The organism is Enterococcus casseliflavus NBRC 100478 (genome assembly GCF_001544095.1).
GTDB lineage: Bacteria > Bacillota > Bacilli > Lactobacillales > Enterococcaceae > Enterococcus_D > Enterococcus_D casseliflavus.
Genome location: NZ_BCPT01000012.1, coordinates 1 through 15,838, shown reverse-complemented (window position 1 = coordinate 15,838; position 15,838 = coordinate 1). Strand labels below are relative to the sequence as shown.

At 41.4% G+C, this 15,838-nt stretch carries 12 protein-coding genes; 10 read left to right on the top strand and 2 right to left on the bottom strand.

The features are described from left to right. Position 1: 1 nt before the first annotated feature. Positions 2-805: a Cof-type HAD-IIB family hydrolase gene (locus ECA1_RS11135; protein ID WP_005229159.1), complete on the bottom strand. Its 804-nt coding sequence runs from the start codon at positions 803-805 to the stop codon at positions 2-4. 261 nt (positions 806-1,066) lie between these two features. Here ECA1_RS11135 and ECA1_RS11130 point away from each other — a divergent pair, with 261 nt between their 5' ends. Beyond that, positions 1,067-2,506 (top strand): NCS2 family permease, encoded by a 1,440-nt coding sequence (locus ECA1_RS11130; protein WP_060792509.1) that lies wholly within the window; start codon positions 1,067-1,069, stop codon positions 2,504-2,506. A gap of 100 nt (positions 2,507-2,606) precedes the next feature. After that, entirely contained in the window at positions 2,607-3,812 is a 1,206-nt protein-coding gene (locus ECA1_RS11125; protein ID WP_005231893.1) for a multidrug efflux MFS transporter, read from the top strand. 47 nt (positions 3,813-3,859) lie between these two features. Here the strand turns inward: ECA1_RS11125 and ECA1_RS11120 are convergent, their stop codons facing one another. Further along, complete coding sequence (locus ECA1_RS11120) at positions 3,860-4,042, bottom strand: YjzD family protein (protein ID WP_008377814.1); 183 nt, start codon at positions 4,040-4,042, stop codon at positions 3,860-3,862. Between the two features lie 147 nt (positions 4,043-4,189). Between ECA1_RS11120 and dnaE the strand changes: the two genes are divergently transcribed. From dnaE to ECA1_RS11080, 8 genes are all read left to right on the top strand, one after another. After that, positions 4,190-7,501 carry a DNA polymerase III subunit alpha gene (dnaE, locus tag ECA1_RS11115; protein WP_060792508.1) on the top strand — a complete coding sequence of 1,104 codons (3,312 nt, stop codon included), beginning with the start codon at positions 4,190-4,192 and terminating at the stop codon, positions 7,499-7,501. 161 nt (positions 7,502-7,662) lie between these two features. Continuing rightward, on the top strand, positions 7,663-8,625 hold the full coding sequence (gene pfkA / locus ECA1_RS11110; protein WP_005229169.1) for a 6-phosphofructokinase: 963 nt from the start codon (positions 7,663-7,665) through the stop codon (positions 8,623-8,625). An 83-nt stretch (positions 8,626-8,708) separates the two neighbouring features. Then, positions 8,709-10,493 carry a pyruvate kinase gene (gene pyk / locus ECA1_RS11105; RefSeq protein WP_005229179.1) on the top strand — a complete coding sequence of 595 codons (1,785 nt, stop codon included), beginning with the start codon at positions 8,709-8,711 and terminating at the stop codon, positions 10,491-10,493. Positions 10,494-10,688: 195 nt separating this feature from the next. Beyond that, positions 10,689-11,249, top strand: a complete 561-nt coding sequence (locus ECA1_RS11100) for a YceD family protein (protein WP_060792507.1) — start codon at positions 10,689-10,691, stop codon at positions 11,247-11,249. A 56-nt stretch (positions 11,250-11,305) separates the two neighbouring features. Continuing rightward, positions 11,306-11,485 (top strand): 50S ribosomal protein L32, encoded by a 180-nt coding sequence (rpmF, locus tag ECA1_RS11095; RefSeq protein WP_005229191.1) that lies wholly within the window; start codon positions 11,306-11,308, stop codon positions 11,483-11,485. Between the two features lie 185 nt (positions 11,486-11,670). Beyond that, positions 11,671-13,092 (top strand): NADP-dependent phosphogluconate dehydrogenase, encoded by a 1,422-nt coding sequence (gene gnd, locus ECA1_RS11090; RefSeq protein WP_005229192.1) that lies wholly within the window; start codon positions 11,671-11,673, stop codon positions 13,090-13,092. Positions 13,093-13,231: 139 nt separating this feature from the next. Further along, positions 13,232-13,918 (top strand): response regulator transcription factor, encoded by a 687-nt coding sequence (locus ECA1_RS11085; protein ID WP_005229193.1) that lies wholly within the window; start codon positions 13,232-13,234, stop codon positions 13,916-13,918. 14 nt (positions 13,919-13,932) lie between these two features. Beyond that, a complete protein-coding gene (locus tag ECA1_RS11080; RefSeq protein WP_034696083.1) occupies positions 13,933-15,438 on the top strand; it encodes a HAMP domain-containing sensor histidine kinase in 1,506 nt (501 codons plus the stop codon). The last annotated feature ends 400 nt before the right edge of the window (positions 15,439-15,838 follow it).

Genomic DNA, 15,838 nt, shown 5'->3' with positions numbered 1-15,838 from the left:
TTTATAGACCTAAATATTTTTCCAAGTAATCGACCATGCCATCTTCCGCATTGGTTTTGTCGGTAACATCATTGGCGATCGATTTTAATTGTTGCGTGCCATTCGCCATAGCAACGCCCCAACCCGCATAATCCAGCATCTCCAAATCGTTGTGTTCATCACCAAAAGCGATGATATCTTGTCGATCCAAAGACAAAGAATCCGCGATCACCGAAAGACCAAGTGCTTTATGGACCCCTTTTGGTACGATCTCTAAGATAGCTTGAGGTCCGCCCCATGTTCGAACATCGACCGCATCGTCGAATTGATCCTTGATACGTAAAGAAACAGATTCTGCTAATTCATTTTCGGTTTTCACCAGTAATGAAGTGGGGTCCGTTTTTAAATTTGCTAATAGATTTTTTTCGGAAGCATTGCCCGAAAAGAAAAAGTGCTGATCAAATCCACTTAGGTCATCAATAAAAAAGGTTTCGCGATTTTCTGCTGCCACAAACGTCAGCCCCAACTGCTCTTTTTGCGCCATGAGCTCAAACGCAATTTCTCGAGAGATCGAGTGCTCCATTTCATTTGCCCAGACTTGTCGAGGTTTATGGACCAACCCGCCGTTAAAATTGACCATTGGTGTTGTGAGCGCCAATTCTTTATAGAACTGATCGCTCATACGAAAAGGTCTTCCTGTAGCGATGGTAACAAAGTGTCCCGCTTTGGTGGCGCGAACCAGTACCTCACGTGTGCGAGGGGAAAGTTGGGATTCAGTATTTAAGGTTGTGCCATCTAAATCAATGGCGATGATTTTTGGTTTCAAAAGACTCGCTCCATTCTCTTATGGTAGTGGCTTAAGTGTAACATATTTCTGTCATTTCACAATACAAGTAAGTTTTCGATAAGTTTTCATAATATTTACAAAGCAAAACACGAACATTAAACGTTTTTGGTTCGTTTTATTCGGAAAAAGGTTTGAAAAGCGAAAATTATTCCCTTATAATTTGTAATTGTTCGATGAAAAGCGCAATTATTCATTTTTTCTTTTCATAGAAACGATTAAAGTTCAGGAGTGAAACATAACATGGAAAAGTTTTTCAAATTAAAGGAGAATAAAACGACGGTTTCAACAGAAGTGATGGCCGGGGTCACCACCTTCTTCGCGATGAGTTATATTTTGTTTGTAAATCCGACGATTTTATCTGCTGCAGGCATGCCGTTTCAAGCTGTTTTCTTAGCAACGATCATCGCTTCAGTGATTGGGACCCTGATCATGGGCTTATTTGCAAATGTACCTTATGCGCAAGCGCCTGGAATGGGACTTAATGCATTCTTCACCTTTACCGTTGTTTTTGGTTTGGGCTATACGTGGCAGCAAGGATTAGCAATGGTTTTCATCTGCGGCCTGATCAACATTTTTATCACGGTCACTCGAATCAGAAAACTGATCATTCACGCCATTCCTGAAAGCATGCAGCATGCAATCGGCGGCGGAATCGGGATCTTTGTGGCTTATGTAGGGATCAAAAATGCCAACTTGCTAAACTTCAGTGCAGACACTGCCGCAGTGACTGGTTCAGTTGTCGACGGTGAGACGATCGTGAGTGCCAATTTTAATGGTGGGATCGTCCCAGCTTTGGCGAATTTCAATAATGCACCTGTTTTGTTAGCAGTGATTGGTTTAGTAGTGACTACTTTATTAGTGGTGAAAAATGTTAGTGGGGCAATTATTTTTGGTATTTTAGGAACGACGATCATCGGTATTTTGATGGGTGTAGTGGATTTAAGTGCCATTGATTGGCACGGGAATTCATTAGGAAGTTCCATCAGCGAACTAGGCATCACATTTGGCGCTGCGTTTGGCCCTGAAGGAATGGGCTCACTATTCAGTGATTCTGCCAAAATCCCTCAAGTAATCATGACGATTTTAGCGTTTAGTTTATCAGATGTCTTTGATACGATCGGTACCTTTATCGGAACAGGACGTCGTACAGGGATCTTTTCGAAAAAAGATGAAGAAGCGGTTGAAAACAGTAATGGGTTGAACACAAAGATGGATAAGGCTCTTTTTGCAGATGCCGTAGCCACTTCTGTAGGTGCCATCGTAGGGACCTCAAATACAACGACTTATGTGGAATCAGCAGCTGGTATCGGTGCTGGTGGACGCACGGGCTTGACTTCTGTTGTAGTGGCAGCACTCTTTGCAATCAGCAGTATCTTTTCTCCACTGATCTCAATCGTTCCCGCACAAGCGACAGCACCAGCGTTGATCTTAGTTGGGGTAATGATGATGGCTTCGTTTGCAGACATCAAGTGGACCGATCTAGAAGAAGCAGTTCCCGCTTTCTTCGCGTCTATTTTTATGGGCTTGTCTTACAGTATTTCCAACGGGATCGCTGTTGGTTTCATTTTCTACGCATTAGTGAAAGTAGTGAAAGGAAAAGCCAACGAAGTGTCTCCGATCATCTGGGTCGTCAATGCGTTGTTTATCCTAAACTTTGTCATTTTGGCTTTGATCAGTTAAGTTTAATGAAGAAAATCTTTCTGTATTTTAGATGCAGAAAGATTTTTTATTTGATTATTACTCACGATACGGTATAGTATTTGTGAAAGAAGGTTTGTAAATGAAGATTGATTGGAAACGAAATCTACTGATTTCATGGGTAGGTTGTTTTTTTACGGGTGCCAGTTTTAGTCTTGTCATGCCATTCATTCCCTTATATATAGAAGAGTTAGGCGCTCCAGAGAGTCAAATTGAGTTGTTTTCTGGATTAGCAATCTCAGTAACGGCGTTTGCGGCGGCTATCATTGCTCCAGTATGGGGAAATCTAGCAGATCAAAAAGGTCGTCGTTTAATGATGATTCGCGCGGCTGCGGGGATGACAGTGACGATGGGTTCATTGGCTTTTGTACCGAATGTCTATTGGTTGTTGATCATGCGATTCTTTACCGGAATTTTATCGGGGTATATTCCCAATGCGACTGCATTGATTGCTTCGCAGGCGCCTCGAGAAAAAAGCGGTTGGGCGCTTGGGACATTGGCTACAGGAGCCATCGCAGGGAATTTGATCGGTCCATCGATGGGTGGAGCGTTGGCGCAATGGTTCGGTATGAAAAATGTTTTTATCATTACAGGTGTTGTGCTGCTGATCACGCTCTTGCTTACGATTTTTCTCGTTCAAGAAGATTTTGAGCCGGTTGAAAAGGGCGATTTGCTGTCCATCAAAGAAATTTTTGGTCAAATCAAAAATATGCAGCTGCTCGTCGGTTTGTTTATTACGTCACTGATTTTACAGCTAGGTGTAACGAGTATTAGTCCGATCCTTACGTTGTATATTCGTGATCTAAGCGGGAATAGCGGCAATATTTTGTTTGTCAGCGGATTGATCGTCTCTGTTGCCGGTGTTTCAGCAATCATCTCTTCGCCATTTTTAGGCAAAATCGGTGATCGTTACGGCAATCACAAGGTATTGTTAGGCGGTTTATTGCTGTCATTTTTCTGTTTCATTCCGATGGGCTTTGTCTCCACACCGTTTCAGTTGGGCGTGCTGCGCTTCTTGCTTGGTTTTTCTACTGGTGCGTTGATGCCGTCGATCAATACACTGATCAGCAAGATCACCCCGATGGAAGGGGTCAGCCGCATCTACAGCTACAACCAAATGTTCTCTAACTTTGGGCAAGTGTTAGGTCCGATGGTCGGCTCAACGGTGGCAGCCGGTTTTGGTTATCCCGCCGTCTTTTGGGTAACTAGCGGGTTTGTACTGATCAATATTTTTATCTCAGGATTTAATTTCCGTAAAAGCTTGCGTAAAACGGACATCAGTGAATAGTTGAAAAGAAAAAAAAACCAGTTACAATAAAGGTAACTGGTTTTTTTTTAATGGCTTGTCTTTTCAGGCGCTGGTGCGATAATACCAACAAGAATGATCACCACACCTGTGACCAAAGAGATGATTGAAGTTAATTGAAAATCATAAGTTGCTCCAGCAAGTGAGCTGCCTAGATAGCCAACGACTTGACCTAATACAAAAGTCCAAAATAAAGTGACTAGGTAACGCATGACGACACCTCTTTTCTGCGTATCTTCCATTTCGACTTTAGTTTATCACAAAAATATTTATTGTAAAGATTTTCACTTTTTCATTTTGTTTTTCAAATCTAATTACTAGCAGAAAGAAAGAGAATTTTCATTTTTGGAGGGATTTCAATGTATTCACAGCTCACCACCTTAAGCGCCTATTCGTTGCTGCAAAGTACGATCAAAATTCCTCACTATATAGAGCAAGCCAAAAAGATGGGCTATCAGACGTTGGGGCTGACCGATCATAATGTTCTCTATGGCGCGGTCGAGTTTTATCAGCAATGCCTAGCACAGGGCATCAAGCCGATTTTTGGCGCTTTGTTCGACTGTACCTTCGGGGAGGGATCAATGTCCTTTCCATTGTACGTATTTGCAAAAAACCTCAAGGGCTATCAAACCTTGATGCGTTTATCAAGTGAAAAAATGATCACCGAGCAGTTGAATTTGGCTGCTTGTGATTCTTTGCAGGACCTCTTTGGTTTGCTGCCTGAAGGCGAGGGATTTCTGCCTTCTCAGCACGATGATCTAGAAGCCAATCAAGAAGCACTGCGAGCAATCAGCCATAAATTTGATTCTGAGAGCTTGTTTTTAGGTATTACTAGCAAAGGGGTAGATCCAGAAACGATCGCTTGGTTTAACGAGCAAAACATTGCACCATGTGCGTATCAACCAATCGCGGCTTTAGCACAAGAAGAAGCCTTTGCAGTCAAAGTGATGACCCATATCAAAGAGGGCTCGCAAATTGAAGACTTTCGTCAGGCAAAAGAGCAAGGGACTGCGCAGCTTTTTCTACAACCGGCAGACCAACTGACCGCGGCATTTGGTGAAGCGTCGCAGGCATTGATGAATAATCAGCGGATTGCAGCTGAATGCGCCGTCGAGCTGCCACTGCATCAGCGGCTATTGCCTCATTACCCGCTACCAGCCGAAGAAAGCGCTGCGGACTATTTGCGGAAAATTTGTTTTGAGCGTCTGCCTCAGCGTGTTGATCACGTTACATCGGCGTACGAACAGCGTTTGGATTATGAGTTGTCTGTCATCCATAAGATGGGCTTTGATGATTACTTCTTGATTATTTGGGACGTCATGGACTTTGCCCACCAACAAGAAATTGTTACCGGAGCTGGACGGGGATCGGCTGCCGGAGCATTGGTGGCGTATGTTTTATCAATCACCGACGTGGATCCCATCAAATATGATCTTTTGTTTGAACGATTCTTGAATCCAGAACGTTACACGATGCCTGATATTGATTTAGACATTCCTGACAATCGCAGAGACGAGATTTTACAGTATGTGCGCCAAAAATACGGACAAGAATATATGGCACAGATCGCCACGTTTGGCACCATGGCGGCCAAAATGGTTCTGCGAGATGTTTCTCGTGTCTTTGGTCTTTCGCAAAGTGAAGCCAATCGCTGGTCAAAAGCCATCCCCAATGCCTTGAAAATGACCTTAGATCTTGCTTATGAGCAATCCAATCAGCTGCGAGAGTTGGTGTCGTTTAATGAGCGAAACCAAGTAATGTTTCAAGTCGCCAAAATTTTAGAAGGCTTGCCACGTCACGTATCGACTCATGCCGCTGGTGTGGTAATCAGTGACAAGAATTTGCTTGATCTGGTTCCCTTACAAGAAGGCAGCGATGGGATCTGGTTGACCCAATTTACCATGAATGACGTAGAAGCCATCGGCCTATTGAAGATGGACTTTTTAGGCTTGAGAAACTTATCGATCATTGATAATACCTTGAAAGGCATTAAACGAATCAGCCAACAAATTGTTACCCAAAAGGAGGTTCCTCTTGATGATCCAGCAACATTGCGCTTGTTTCAAAAAGGTGAGACCGCAGGGATCTTCCAATTTGAATCAGCGGGGATACGCAATGTGCTGCGTAAGTTAGGACCAGAAAGCATCGAGGATATTGCCGCAGTCAATGCCTTGTATCGTCCAGGACCGATGCAAAATATCGATACCTTTATTAAGCGGAAAAAAGGACAAGAGCGTGTCTCTTATCCAGATGACAGTTTGATTCCGATTTTGCAAAACACTTACGGAATCATTGTCTACCAAGAGCAGATCATGCAGGTAGCTTCCAAAATGGCTGGTTTCAGCTTAGGACAAGCAGATATTTTGCGTCGAGCAATCAGTAAAAAGAAAAAAGACGTCTTGGATGAGGAACGTCGTCATTTTGTGCAAGGAGCCTTAGCCAATCAGTACGATGAAAAGACCGCCAATTTGGTCTATGACTATATCGAGCGGTTCGCCAATTATGGGTTTAATCGATCCCATGCGTTTGCCTATTCCTTTATCGGCTTTCAAATGGCCTATCTGAAGGTACACTATCCCGCACCATTTTTTGCTTCGATCCTACACTCGGTACGCAACACCGCCAGCAAAATGAAAGAATATTTAAATGAAGCCGCACGTTATGGCGTAGAAGTACTGCCGCCTTCGATCAATGCCAGTGGGTTTAGTTTTCAACTGCAAAATGAAAAACAAATTCGTTTTGGTTTCAGCAGTATCAAAGGAATCCGACGCGACATGATCCAAGACATTTTGGCAGAAAGAAAAGAGCATGGTAATTTCACGTCTATGGATCAATTTTTGCTTCGCTTAAATCAGCGTAACAGCAAATGGTTAAAATTGGATTATTTATTACCGCTTTTGAGCATCGGCGTATTCGATGTGATCGCCCCCAATCGAAAACAAGCATTGATCCAGCTAGAAGGAAAGATCCAAAACATTACTTATAGTGGCGGCAGTTTGGATCTCTTAGAAACTATGGCACTAAAAGAAGAAGCCGTTGCTGATTACAAACTGGAAGAAAAACTGGCTTTGGAAGAAGAATACTTAGGTGTTTATTTGTCTGGCCATCCCGTGGAACAGTTTCATAAATTGCACCAGTTAAAACAAATCACCGACATTGCCGATCTGGTTCCGAATGAACGGGTGCGTATCCTTTTATATGTGCGCAAGATTCGAGAGATTCGAACGAAAAAGGGCGAACAAATGGCGTTTGTCGAAGGAACGGATGCCAGCAAAGAAGTGTCAGTAACGATTTTTCCCATCGTTTATCGACAAGTACGTTCCTTGATTGAAGAAAATGCTGTTCTTTATATCGAAGGAAAGGTCGAGGTAAGTCGTTACAATGGTGAAATCCAACTCATTGCTGATAAAATAGACTTAGCAGAAAACGTTCAAAATAAAATTGCGTCACAAACTTGTTACTTAAAGATTTCTGCTGAAGCTGAAACGTCGCACCTGCAAGCATTGTCGAAGGAAATGAAGCAGCATCACGGAAATATTCCAGTGGTGATGTTCTATGAAAGCAGTGGCAAAAAAGTGTTATTAGCAGAAGAAAACTGGGTGACGGATGAGCCGAACTTTGTCAAACAACTGATCGCATTATTAGGAAATGGAAATGTAATTTTCAAGTAATTTTCCGAAAACGGTAATTCAACTTACACTTTTTTCAACTTTTTCCCACTATTTCAAGACATTTTCATGGAATAATGGTAGAATATGTCTCGTGGTTATTACTTGAAAACTAGCAAACAGGGGCTTCCCTAAACAAAATCTTTTGATGAGGTGAAAGAATAATGAAACGCATTGGAATTCTAACCAGTGGCGGCGATGCACCAGGAATGAACGCAGCGATTCGCGCAGTTGTCAGAAAGGGTATTTTTGACGGACTTGAAGTATACGGAATCAACTATGGCTATGCCGGACTAGTCGCAGGCGACATTCGTCGCTTAGATGTTGCTGATGTTGGTGACAAAATTCAACGTGGTGGAACATTCTTATATTCAGCACGTTATCCAGAATTTGCGACACAAGAAGGACAATTAAAAGGAATCGAACAATTAAAGAAATTTGGCATCGAAGGGCTAGTCGTGATTGGTGGAGATGGATCTTATCATGGTGCGATGGCACTTACTCGTCACGGTTTCCCAGCGATCGGGATTCCAGGAACGATCGATAATGACATTCCAGGAACAGATTTCACGATTGGTTTTGATACAGCCATCAATACTGTCTTGGAATCGATTGACCGGATCCGTGATACAGCGACATCACATGTCCGCACATTCGTGATCGAAGTAATGGGTCGTGGTGCTGGCGATATCGCTTTATGGTCAGGTGTGGCCGGTGGTGCGGATGAAATCATCATCCCAGAACATGATTTTGACATGCAAGTTGTTGCTGATCGTATCCGTGAAGGACGCGACCGCGGGAAAAAACATTGCTTGATCGTTTTAGCCGAAGGTGTGATGGGCGGAAATGATTTTGCTGACAAACTTTCTGAATACGGCGATTTCCATACCCGTGTATCAATTCTAGGACATGTTGTCCGTGGTGGTTCACCAAGCGCTCGTGACCGTGTGTTAGCAAGTAAATTTGGTTCATATGCCGTTGAATTATTGCAACAAGGCAAAGGCGGTCTATGTATCGGTATCGAAAACAATGAAATGATTGCTTCTGATATCATCGATACCCTTGAAAACAATCGTCACAAACCAGATCTTAGCTTGTATAACTTGAACAAAGAAATCTCATTCTAAAGAGATTTTTAAAGCAACGCAACAGTAATTTTGTAAAAAAAGCTTATTAGCTATTTTAAATAAATGAATAGGAGCGTTTAGTAATGAAAAAAACAAAGATCGTAAGTACATTAGGACCAGCAAGTAACAGTGTGGAAATTATTTCTCAACTGATTGAAGCCGGTGCGAATGTCTTCCGCTTTAACTTCTCTCATGGAGATCATGAAGAACAATTAGCGCGTATGACAATGGTTCGTGAAGCCGTAAAGAAAACTGGTAAAGATGTCGGTATCCTTTTAGATACAAAAGGTGCTGAAATCCGTACAACTGTACAAAATACGACAGAAGCAGACTTTGGTCGTGCTGGATACATCCAATTCAACGTTGGCGATGAAACACGTATTTCAATGGATCCAGAACACAAAGGAACAAAAGAAAAAATTGCTGTAACTTATCCTGGTTTATTTGAAGATGTTCATGTGGGCGGACACATCTTGTTTGATGATGGCTTGATCGACATGGAAATCAAAGAAAAAGACGAAGCAACCCGTGAATTAGTGGTTGTCGTTAAAAATGCTGGAATGTTAGGATCACGTAAAGGGGTCAATGCTCCTGGCGTATCAATCAGCTTACCTGGTATTACTGAAAAAGATGCAGAAGATATCCGTTTTGGTCTTGATAACGATATCGACTTCATTGCCGCTTCATTTGTACGTAAAGCGCAAGACGTTTTAGAAATTCGTGAAATTTTAGAAGAAAAAGACATGACTCACGTGCAAATCTTCTCTAAAATCGAATCACAAGAAGGTATCGATAATATCGATGAAATCATCAAAGTTTCTGATGGTATCATGGTTGCCCGTGGTGACATGGGTGTTGAGATCCCTGCTGAAGAAGTACCAATGGTTCAAAAGAGCATCATCAAAAAATGTAACGCTGCTGGTAAATCAGTTATCACAGCAACACAAATGTTAGAATCAATGCAACAAAACCCACGTCCAACTCGTGCAGAAGCTTCTGACGTTGCCAATGCTGTCTTTGACGGTACTGATGCAACAATGCTTTCTGGTGAGTCAGCAAACGGTGACTACCCTGTTGAAGCAGTAGCAACAATGGCACGTATCGACGTGGAAGCAGAAAAAGCTTTATCAGAAAACAGCACTTTCCAAATCAACCAATTTGATAAAACAGATGTAACGGAAACAATCGGTTTATCTGTTGCTCGTGCAGCGAAAAACTTAGGGGTTAAAACAATCGTTGCTGCCACTGAATCTGGCTACACTGCAAAAATGATCTCTAAATATCGTCCAGATGCTGACATTTTAGCTGTCACATTTGACGAACGCACAAAACGCGGCTTGATGCTTAACTGGGGTGTGTACCCAACCGTTGCTGAAAAACCATCAACAACTGATGAAATGTTTGAATTAGCAGCAAAACAAGCAGTTGATTTAGGCTTTGCTAAAGAAGGCGATCTAATCTTGATCACAGCCGGTGTTCCTGTTGGTGAACGCGGAACAACCAACGTAATGAAGATCCAATTGATCGGATCAAAATTGCTTGAAGCGCAAGGAATTGGTGAAAAATCAGTTGTTGCCAATGCCGTGATCGCTCACAGTGCCGAAGAAGCAATTGCGAAAGCAAAAGATGGCATGATTTTAGTTGTACCAACAACAGATAAAGAATATATGCCAGCAATCGAAAAAGCAGCAGCTTTAGTTGTTGAAGATGGCGGCTTGACTTCTCATGCAGCAGTTGTCGGAATCGCGAAAGATCTACCAGTGATCGTTGGTGCCAAAGACGCAACAACAACCATCAAAGATGGCGAATTGGTTACTCTTGATTCTCGTCGCGGTATCGTTTATCGTGGAGAAACAACAGCGATCTAATGATTTTTAACGATTGATCAAGCAACAGGCAAGTGCACGTTGTGCGCTTCCTGTTGTTTTTTTGAGAGTGTCGAAATCCCTTGAGAAAAGGCATTAAAATGACACGATCAAAAATGAAAAAGGTGTCAAGAAAATTTCATTGACAAAGCCTCAGAAGCCCTGTATAATTGCTTTTGTTGCTTAGGGGTGATAAAAATGAAATGGTCTTTATTGGAATTAAAAAAATACCAAGAGACACCGCTGATGTTTGAAGAAACACTTGACCTAAAAAGTCAACTGATAAAACGCGATGGACAGATCATTGAATTGTCTCCTGTAAAAGTAAAAGGGCTGATGAGTGTTGATAAGCAAGGATACTTGCTGCACTATCAAGTGGAAACGACGATGACATTACCATCTACTCGTTCTTTGACACCTGTAGCGATTCCTTTTGATTTTTCAGTGGATGAACAATTCATGACACCAGAGCAATTTCAGCGTCGCGATGAAACGATCGTCGAAGAAGAGGTTTTGATCATTGAAGGTCAAACCATCAGCTTAGATGAATCAGTCGCTGATAACCTATTACTTGCGATTCCATTGCAAGTCCTGACAGAAGAAGAAAAGCAAGGTTCAGCAATGCCATCTGGCAACGATTGGGCTGTTTTGTCAGAAGAAGACTTTGCAAATCAAAAAGAAGCGCAAGCTCAACAAGTTGATCCTCGTCTTGCAAAATTATCCGAATTATTCAATGAATCAGATGACGATAACGCGTAGGATTGGAATAAATTGCAGCCTCAAGGTTGCGTTCATTAACAAGGAGGTGTAGCAAAATGGCAGTACCAGCTAGAAAAACTTCGAAAGCGAAGAAAGCAAAACGTCGTACACATTACAAATTGACAATCAACGGTTTGAACGAATGTGCAAACTGTGGTGAAATGAAAAAAAGCCACCATGTCTGCTCTAACTGTGGTCATTACGATGGCAAAGACGTAGCAACAAAAGAAGCATAATTCCTTTTTTTCAGAAAGAGGATTCTAAAACCTTAGGCTAACCATGGAGCCTGAGGTTTTTTTGTTTTTTTTGGAAAAGATGGAACTTTTCAGAAATATTTTTTGTCCATCGAAAGAGAATAGTTCAAAAGCAGGTACATTTGCGCTATAATGAAAAAGATAATTGAATCTTAGGAGGATGAAAGATGACAAAACAACAAATCGGCGTTGTCGGTATGGCTGTTATGGGCAAAAACTTAGCGTTGAACATCGAAAGCCGCGGTTATTCAGTTGCCTTATTTAACCGTACTGGTTCAAAGACAGAAGAAGTAGTAAAAGAACATCCAGATAAAAATTTTAAAGCAACTTATACGATAGAAGAATTTGTCCAATCAATTGAAAAACCACGTCGTATTTTATTAATGGTAAAAGCAGGATTTGCGACGGATGCTACGATCCAAGAACTATTGCCTCATCTAGACAAAGGCGATATTTTGATCGATGGCGGAAATACCTTCTTTAAAGATACCGTTCGTCGTAACGAAGAGTTGGCAAACTCAGGAATCAACTTTATCGGTACGGGTGTTTCTGGTGGGGAAGAAGGCGCCTTGAAAGGTCCTTCGATCATGCCTGGTGGTCAAAAAGAAGCATATGAATTGGTTGCACCGATCTTGGAACAAATTTCAGCAAAAGCTGAAGATGGTACACCTTGTGTAACTTATATTGGACCAAATGGTGCAGGCCATTACGTAAAAATGGTTCATAACGGGATCGAGTATGGCGACATGCAGCTGATTGCGGAGTCTTATGACTTGATGCAAAACATTTTAGGTCTATCTGTTGATGAAATGGCTGATATCTTTGCCGAATGGAACAAAGGTGAATTGGATAGCTACCTAATTGAGATCACAGCGGATATCTTGACACGTAAAGATGATCAAGGAACAGGCAAACCGATCGTTGATGTGATCTTAGATGCTGCAGGCAATAAAGGAACTGGAAAATGGACAAGCCAAAGTGCCTTAGACCTAGGTGTTCCATTGCCATTGATCACTGAATCTGTTTTTGCTCGCTATATCTCAGCATACAAAGAAGAACGGGTCAATGCCAGCAAAGTATTACCGAAACCAGAAGCGGTTGCTTTTGAAGGAAATAAAGAAGAATTTATCAATAAGATCCGTGAAGCCTTATACTTCAGTAAAATCATGAGCTATGCACAAGGTTTCGCGCAATTACGTACAGCATCAAAAGAGTACGATTGGGATCTTCCTTTTGGTGAGATTGCCAAAATTTGGCGTGCAGGCTGTATCATCCGTGCGCAATTTTTACAAAAAATCACGGATGCTTATGACAAGAACGCTGACATCGAAAACTTATTATTAGATGATTACTTCAAAGACATCACCAAACGCTATCAATCTTCTGTACGTGAAGTAGTTGCGCTAGCTGTCCAAGCGGGTGTCCCTGTGCCGACGTTCTCTTCTGCGATCGCGTACTTTGATTCGTATCGTTCTGATCGTTTGCCAGCGAACTTGATCCAAGCACAACGGGATTACTTCGGCGCGCATACGTATGAACGGACAGATAAAGAGGGAATTTTCCATTATTCATGGTATGACGAAGCGTAAGCTTCAAGAGAATTCAAAAGAGAAAGGCCGAAAGTGAGAACTTTCGGTCAATCTCTTTTTTATTTTTTAGATACATGATAAAATAAGACAGATAATGTCTATTTTAAAGGCAGAATAATCAATAAAGGGGCTATCAATAATGAGTAATATTCTAATCATTGAAGATGAAAAGAACTTAGCTCGATTTGTGGAATTAGAATTGAAGCATGAAGGGTATAATACCGAAGTTCATTACAACGGACGGACGGGACTGGATGCTGCGCTGAATAATGAATGGGATGCAATCTTATTGGATCTAATGCTTCCAGAGCTAAATGGGTTAGAAGTTTGCCGCCGTGTGCGTCAATCGAAGAACACCCCGATCATCATGATGACCGCGAGAGATTCTGTGATTGATCGAGTATCAGGTTTGGATCATGGTGCTGATGATTATATTGTGAAGCCTTTTGCAATTGAAGAATTGCTGGCACGCTTACGTGCGTTGCTTCGCCGTATCGATATCGAAGGGGACAAAAACGTCGCAAAACAAACCACGATCACTTACCGCGATCTAACGATTGAAAAAGAAAACCGTGTCGTTCGACGTGGAACAGATGTCATTGAACTAACAAAACGCGAATATGAGCTATTGTTGACTTTAATGGAAAACGTCAATGTCGTTTTAGCCAGAGATGTTTTATTAAACAAAGTCTGGGGCTATGAGACAGAAGTTGAAACCAACGTTGTCGATGTTTACATCCGCTACTTACGGAATAAAATTGATGTACCAGGGGAGGAAAGCTATATCCAAACCGTTCGTGGTACAGGTTATGTGATGCGGTCGTGAACCTTAAAAAAAGAATGAAAAAATTAAAAGAACTGAAGGGGCCTTCTTTAACTGTAAAGTGGGCCTTCGCAAGTTCTTTCTTTATATTCGTCGTATTTACGATCTTTGCTGTGATCACCTATAAAACATCGGTGAATTTGATCGTCGCTAAAGAAGAAAACAATGTGGAGCGGACGATGTCAGAGGTCGCTTCTCGTTTAGCCAATTCGGATCAAGAACTAACATTGGTTCGAACATATCGTAATTTAACCAAAAATGATGCGGGGACGACGAGCATTTATGATCGCACTTCAACGATCGATGGCAACTTAATGAAAATCGATTCCTTTATTTCGGAATTAGGCCAAGCGCCGTTGAGCTTGTTTGTTTATAATTTGAATGAGGATCTTGTGTTTAAAACCCATGAAAATGATTTAGCACTGATCGACACGCAGCGCAAGGCGCCAACCATCGTAACGCTGGATGGTATCACAGGTTTTCTCTCGATCCAGCCCATCTATTCAAAAGGCACCAGAGAGCGGATTGGCTATGCACAAACATTTTATGAATTGACTTCTTTTTACGAAATACGCAGCAAACTGCTGCTGACTTTGATTATCTTAGAAGTCGTTTCTCTGATTCTTAGTAGTGTGCTTGGGTTCTTTTTATCAGCGTATTTCCTTCAGCCGTTAAAGGTCTTGCGAGATACGATGGAAACTGTTCGGAAAAACCCACAGTCAACGGTGCATATGCCAGAATTAAATACGAACGATGAACTGTCTGATTTAGCAGATATATTTAATGAGATGTTGGATCGCATGCGCCTGTACATTGAGCAGCAAGAGCGATTCGTCGAAGACGTTTCTCATGAGTTGCGAACACCTGTGGCGATCATTGAAGGACATATGAATCTGTTGCAGCGTTGGGGAAAAGACGATCCAGAAATTTTGGATGAGTCTCTGGCAGCCAGTATGCAAGAGATCAGTCGGATGAAGACGCTAGTACAGGAAATGTTGGATCTCTCAAGAGCGGAACAAGTGGATGTTCATTATGCAAATGAAACAACCAATGCAAAAGAAGTTGTCTATCAAGTCTTCAATAACTTTAAAATACTGTATCCAGATTTTGTTTTTACATTGGATGATGATTTATATCATGAGTTGAAGCTGAAAATCTATCGCAATCATTTTGAACAGATCATTATTATTGTCTTGGATAACGCAGTGAAATATTCCACTGATCGAAAAGAAGTGCATCTATCCATTTCGTTGGATCGGCAATCCTTTGAAATTGCCATTCAAGACTTTGGTGAGGGAATCTCCAAAGAAGACCTCGACAAGATCTTTAATCGTTTCTATCGGGTAGATAAAGCCCGTGCTAGAACCAAAGGCGGAAATGGGCTAGGGCTATCTATTGCGAAACAGTTATTGGAAAGCTATAAAGGAAAAATTTCAGCAGAGAGTGTCATCGGTCAAGGAACGATCTTTCGAATCTATATACCGATCGTCCAATCAGAAGATCGGACGAAAAGAGAACGTTAGGCGAAAAGCTTAAGTTCTCTTTTTTTATCCATTAATGATAGATTTAGCCGCAAAATACTTCTTATAAACGAACGTTCGAATCGTTTGACAATGAATAATTCGCTTATAAAAATAGTTGCCCAAAAGCCTATTTTTTTAGTTGATTTTTCCTTTAAGAATTGCTATATTATTACTTGTCCTTGTTAAGACATTTGTAACAAACACTGATTGATCTTTTTTGAAATTAGTTGTTGACGAAACATTTTACAAGTGTTATTATAACAAAGTCGAAAAAATATCATCTCTGAAAAACCTAATAAATCAAAAAAACTTTTCAAAAAAGTGTTTGACATATAACGGTTGAGATGGTAAGATAAAAAAGTCGCTGAGGTTAAGAAAGAAGTTAAATAACAACTTCTTG

Excerpts from the sequence above, each read along its gene's own strand:
- ECA1_RS11100 (WP_060792507.1), top strand. The coding sequence starts at position 10,689 with ATGAAATGGTCTTTATTGGAATTAAAAAAATACCAAGAGACACCGCTG.
- ECA1_RS11080 (WP_034696083.1), top strand. The coding sequence starts at position 13,933 with ATGAAAAAATTAAAAGAACTGAAGGGGCCTTCTTTAACTGTAAAGTGG.
- gnd (WP_005229192.1), top strand. The coding sequence starts at position 11,671 with ATGACAAAACAACAAATCGGCGTTGTCGGTATGGCTGTTATGGGCAAA.
- ECA1_RS11120 (WP_008377814.1), bottom strand. The coding sequence starts at position 4,042 with ATGCGTTACCTAGTCACTTTATTTTGGACTTTTGTATTAGGTCAAGTC.
- rpmF (WP_005229191.1), top strand. The coding sequence starts at position 11,306 with ATGGCAGTACCAGCTAGAAAAACTTCGAAAGCGAAGAAAGCAAAACGT.
- ECA1_RS11125 (WP_005231893.1), top strand. The coding sequence starts at position 2,607 with ATGAAGATTGATTGGAAACGAAATCTACTGATTTCATGGGTAGGTTGT.
- pyk (WP_005229179.1), top strand. The coding sequence starts at position 8,709 with ATGAAAAAAACAAAGATCGTAAGTACATTAGGACCAGCAAGTAACAGT.
- ECA1_RS11130 (WP_060792509.1), top strand. The coding sequence starts at position 1,067 with ATGGAAAAGTTTTTCAAATTAAAGGAGAATAAAACGACGGTTTCAACA.
- ECA1_RS11085 (WP_005229193.1), top strand. The coding sequence starts at position 13,232 with ATGAGTAATATTCTAATCATTGAAGATGAAAAGAACTTAGCTCGATTT.
- dnaE (WP_060792508.1), top strand. The coding sequence starts at position 4,190 with ATGTATTCACAGCTCACCACCTTAAGCGCCTATTCGTTGCTGCAAAGT.
- pfkA (WP_005229169.1), top strand. The coding sequence starts at position 7,663 with ATGAAACGCATTGGAATTCTAACCAGTGGCGGCGATGCACCAGGAATG.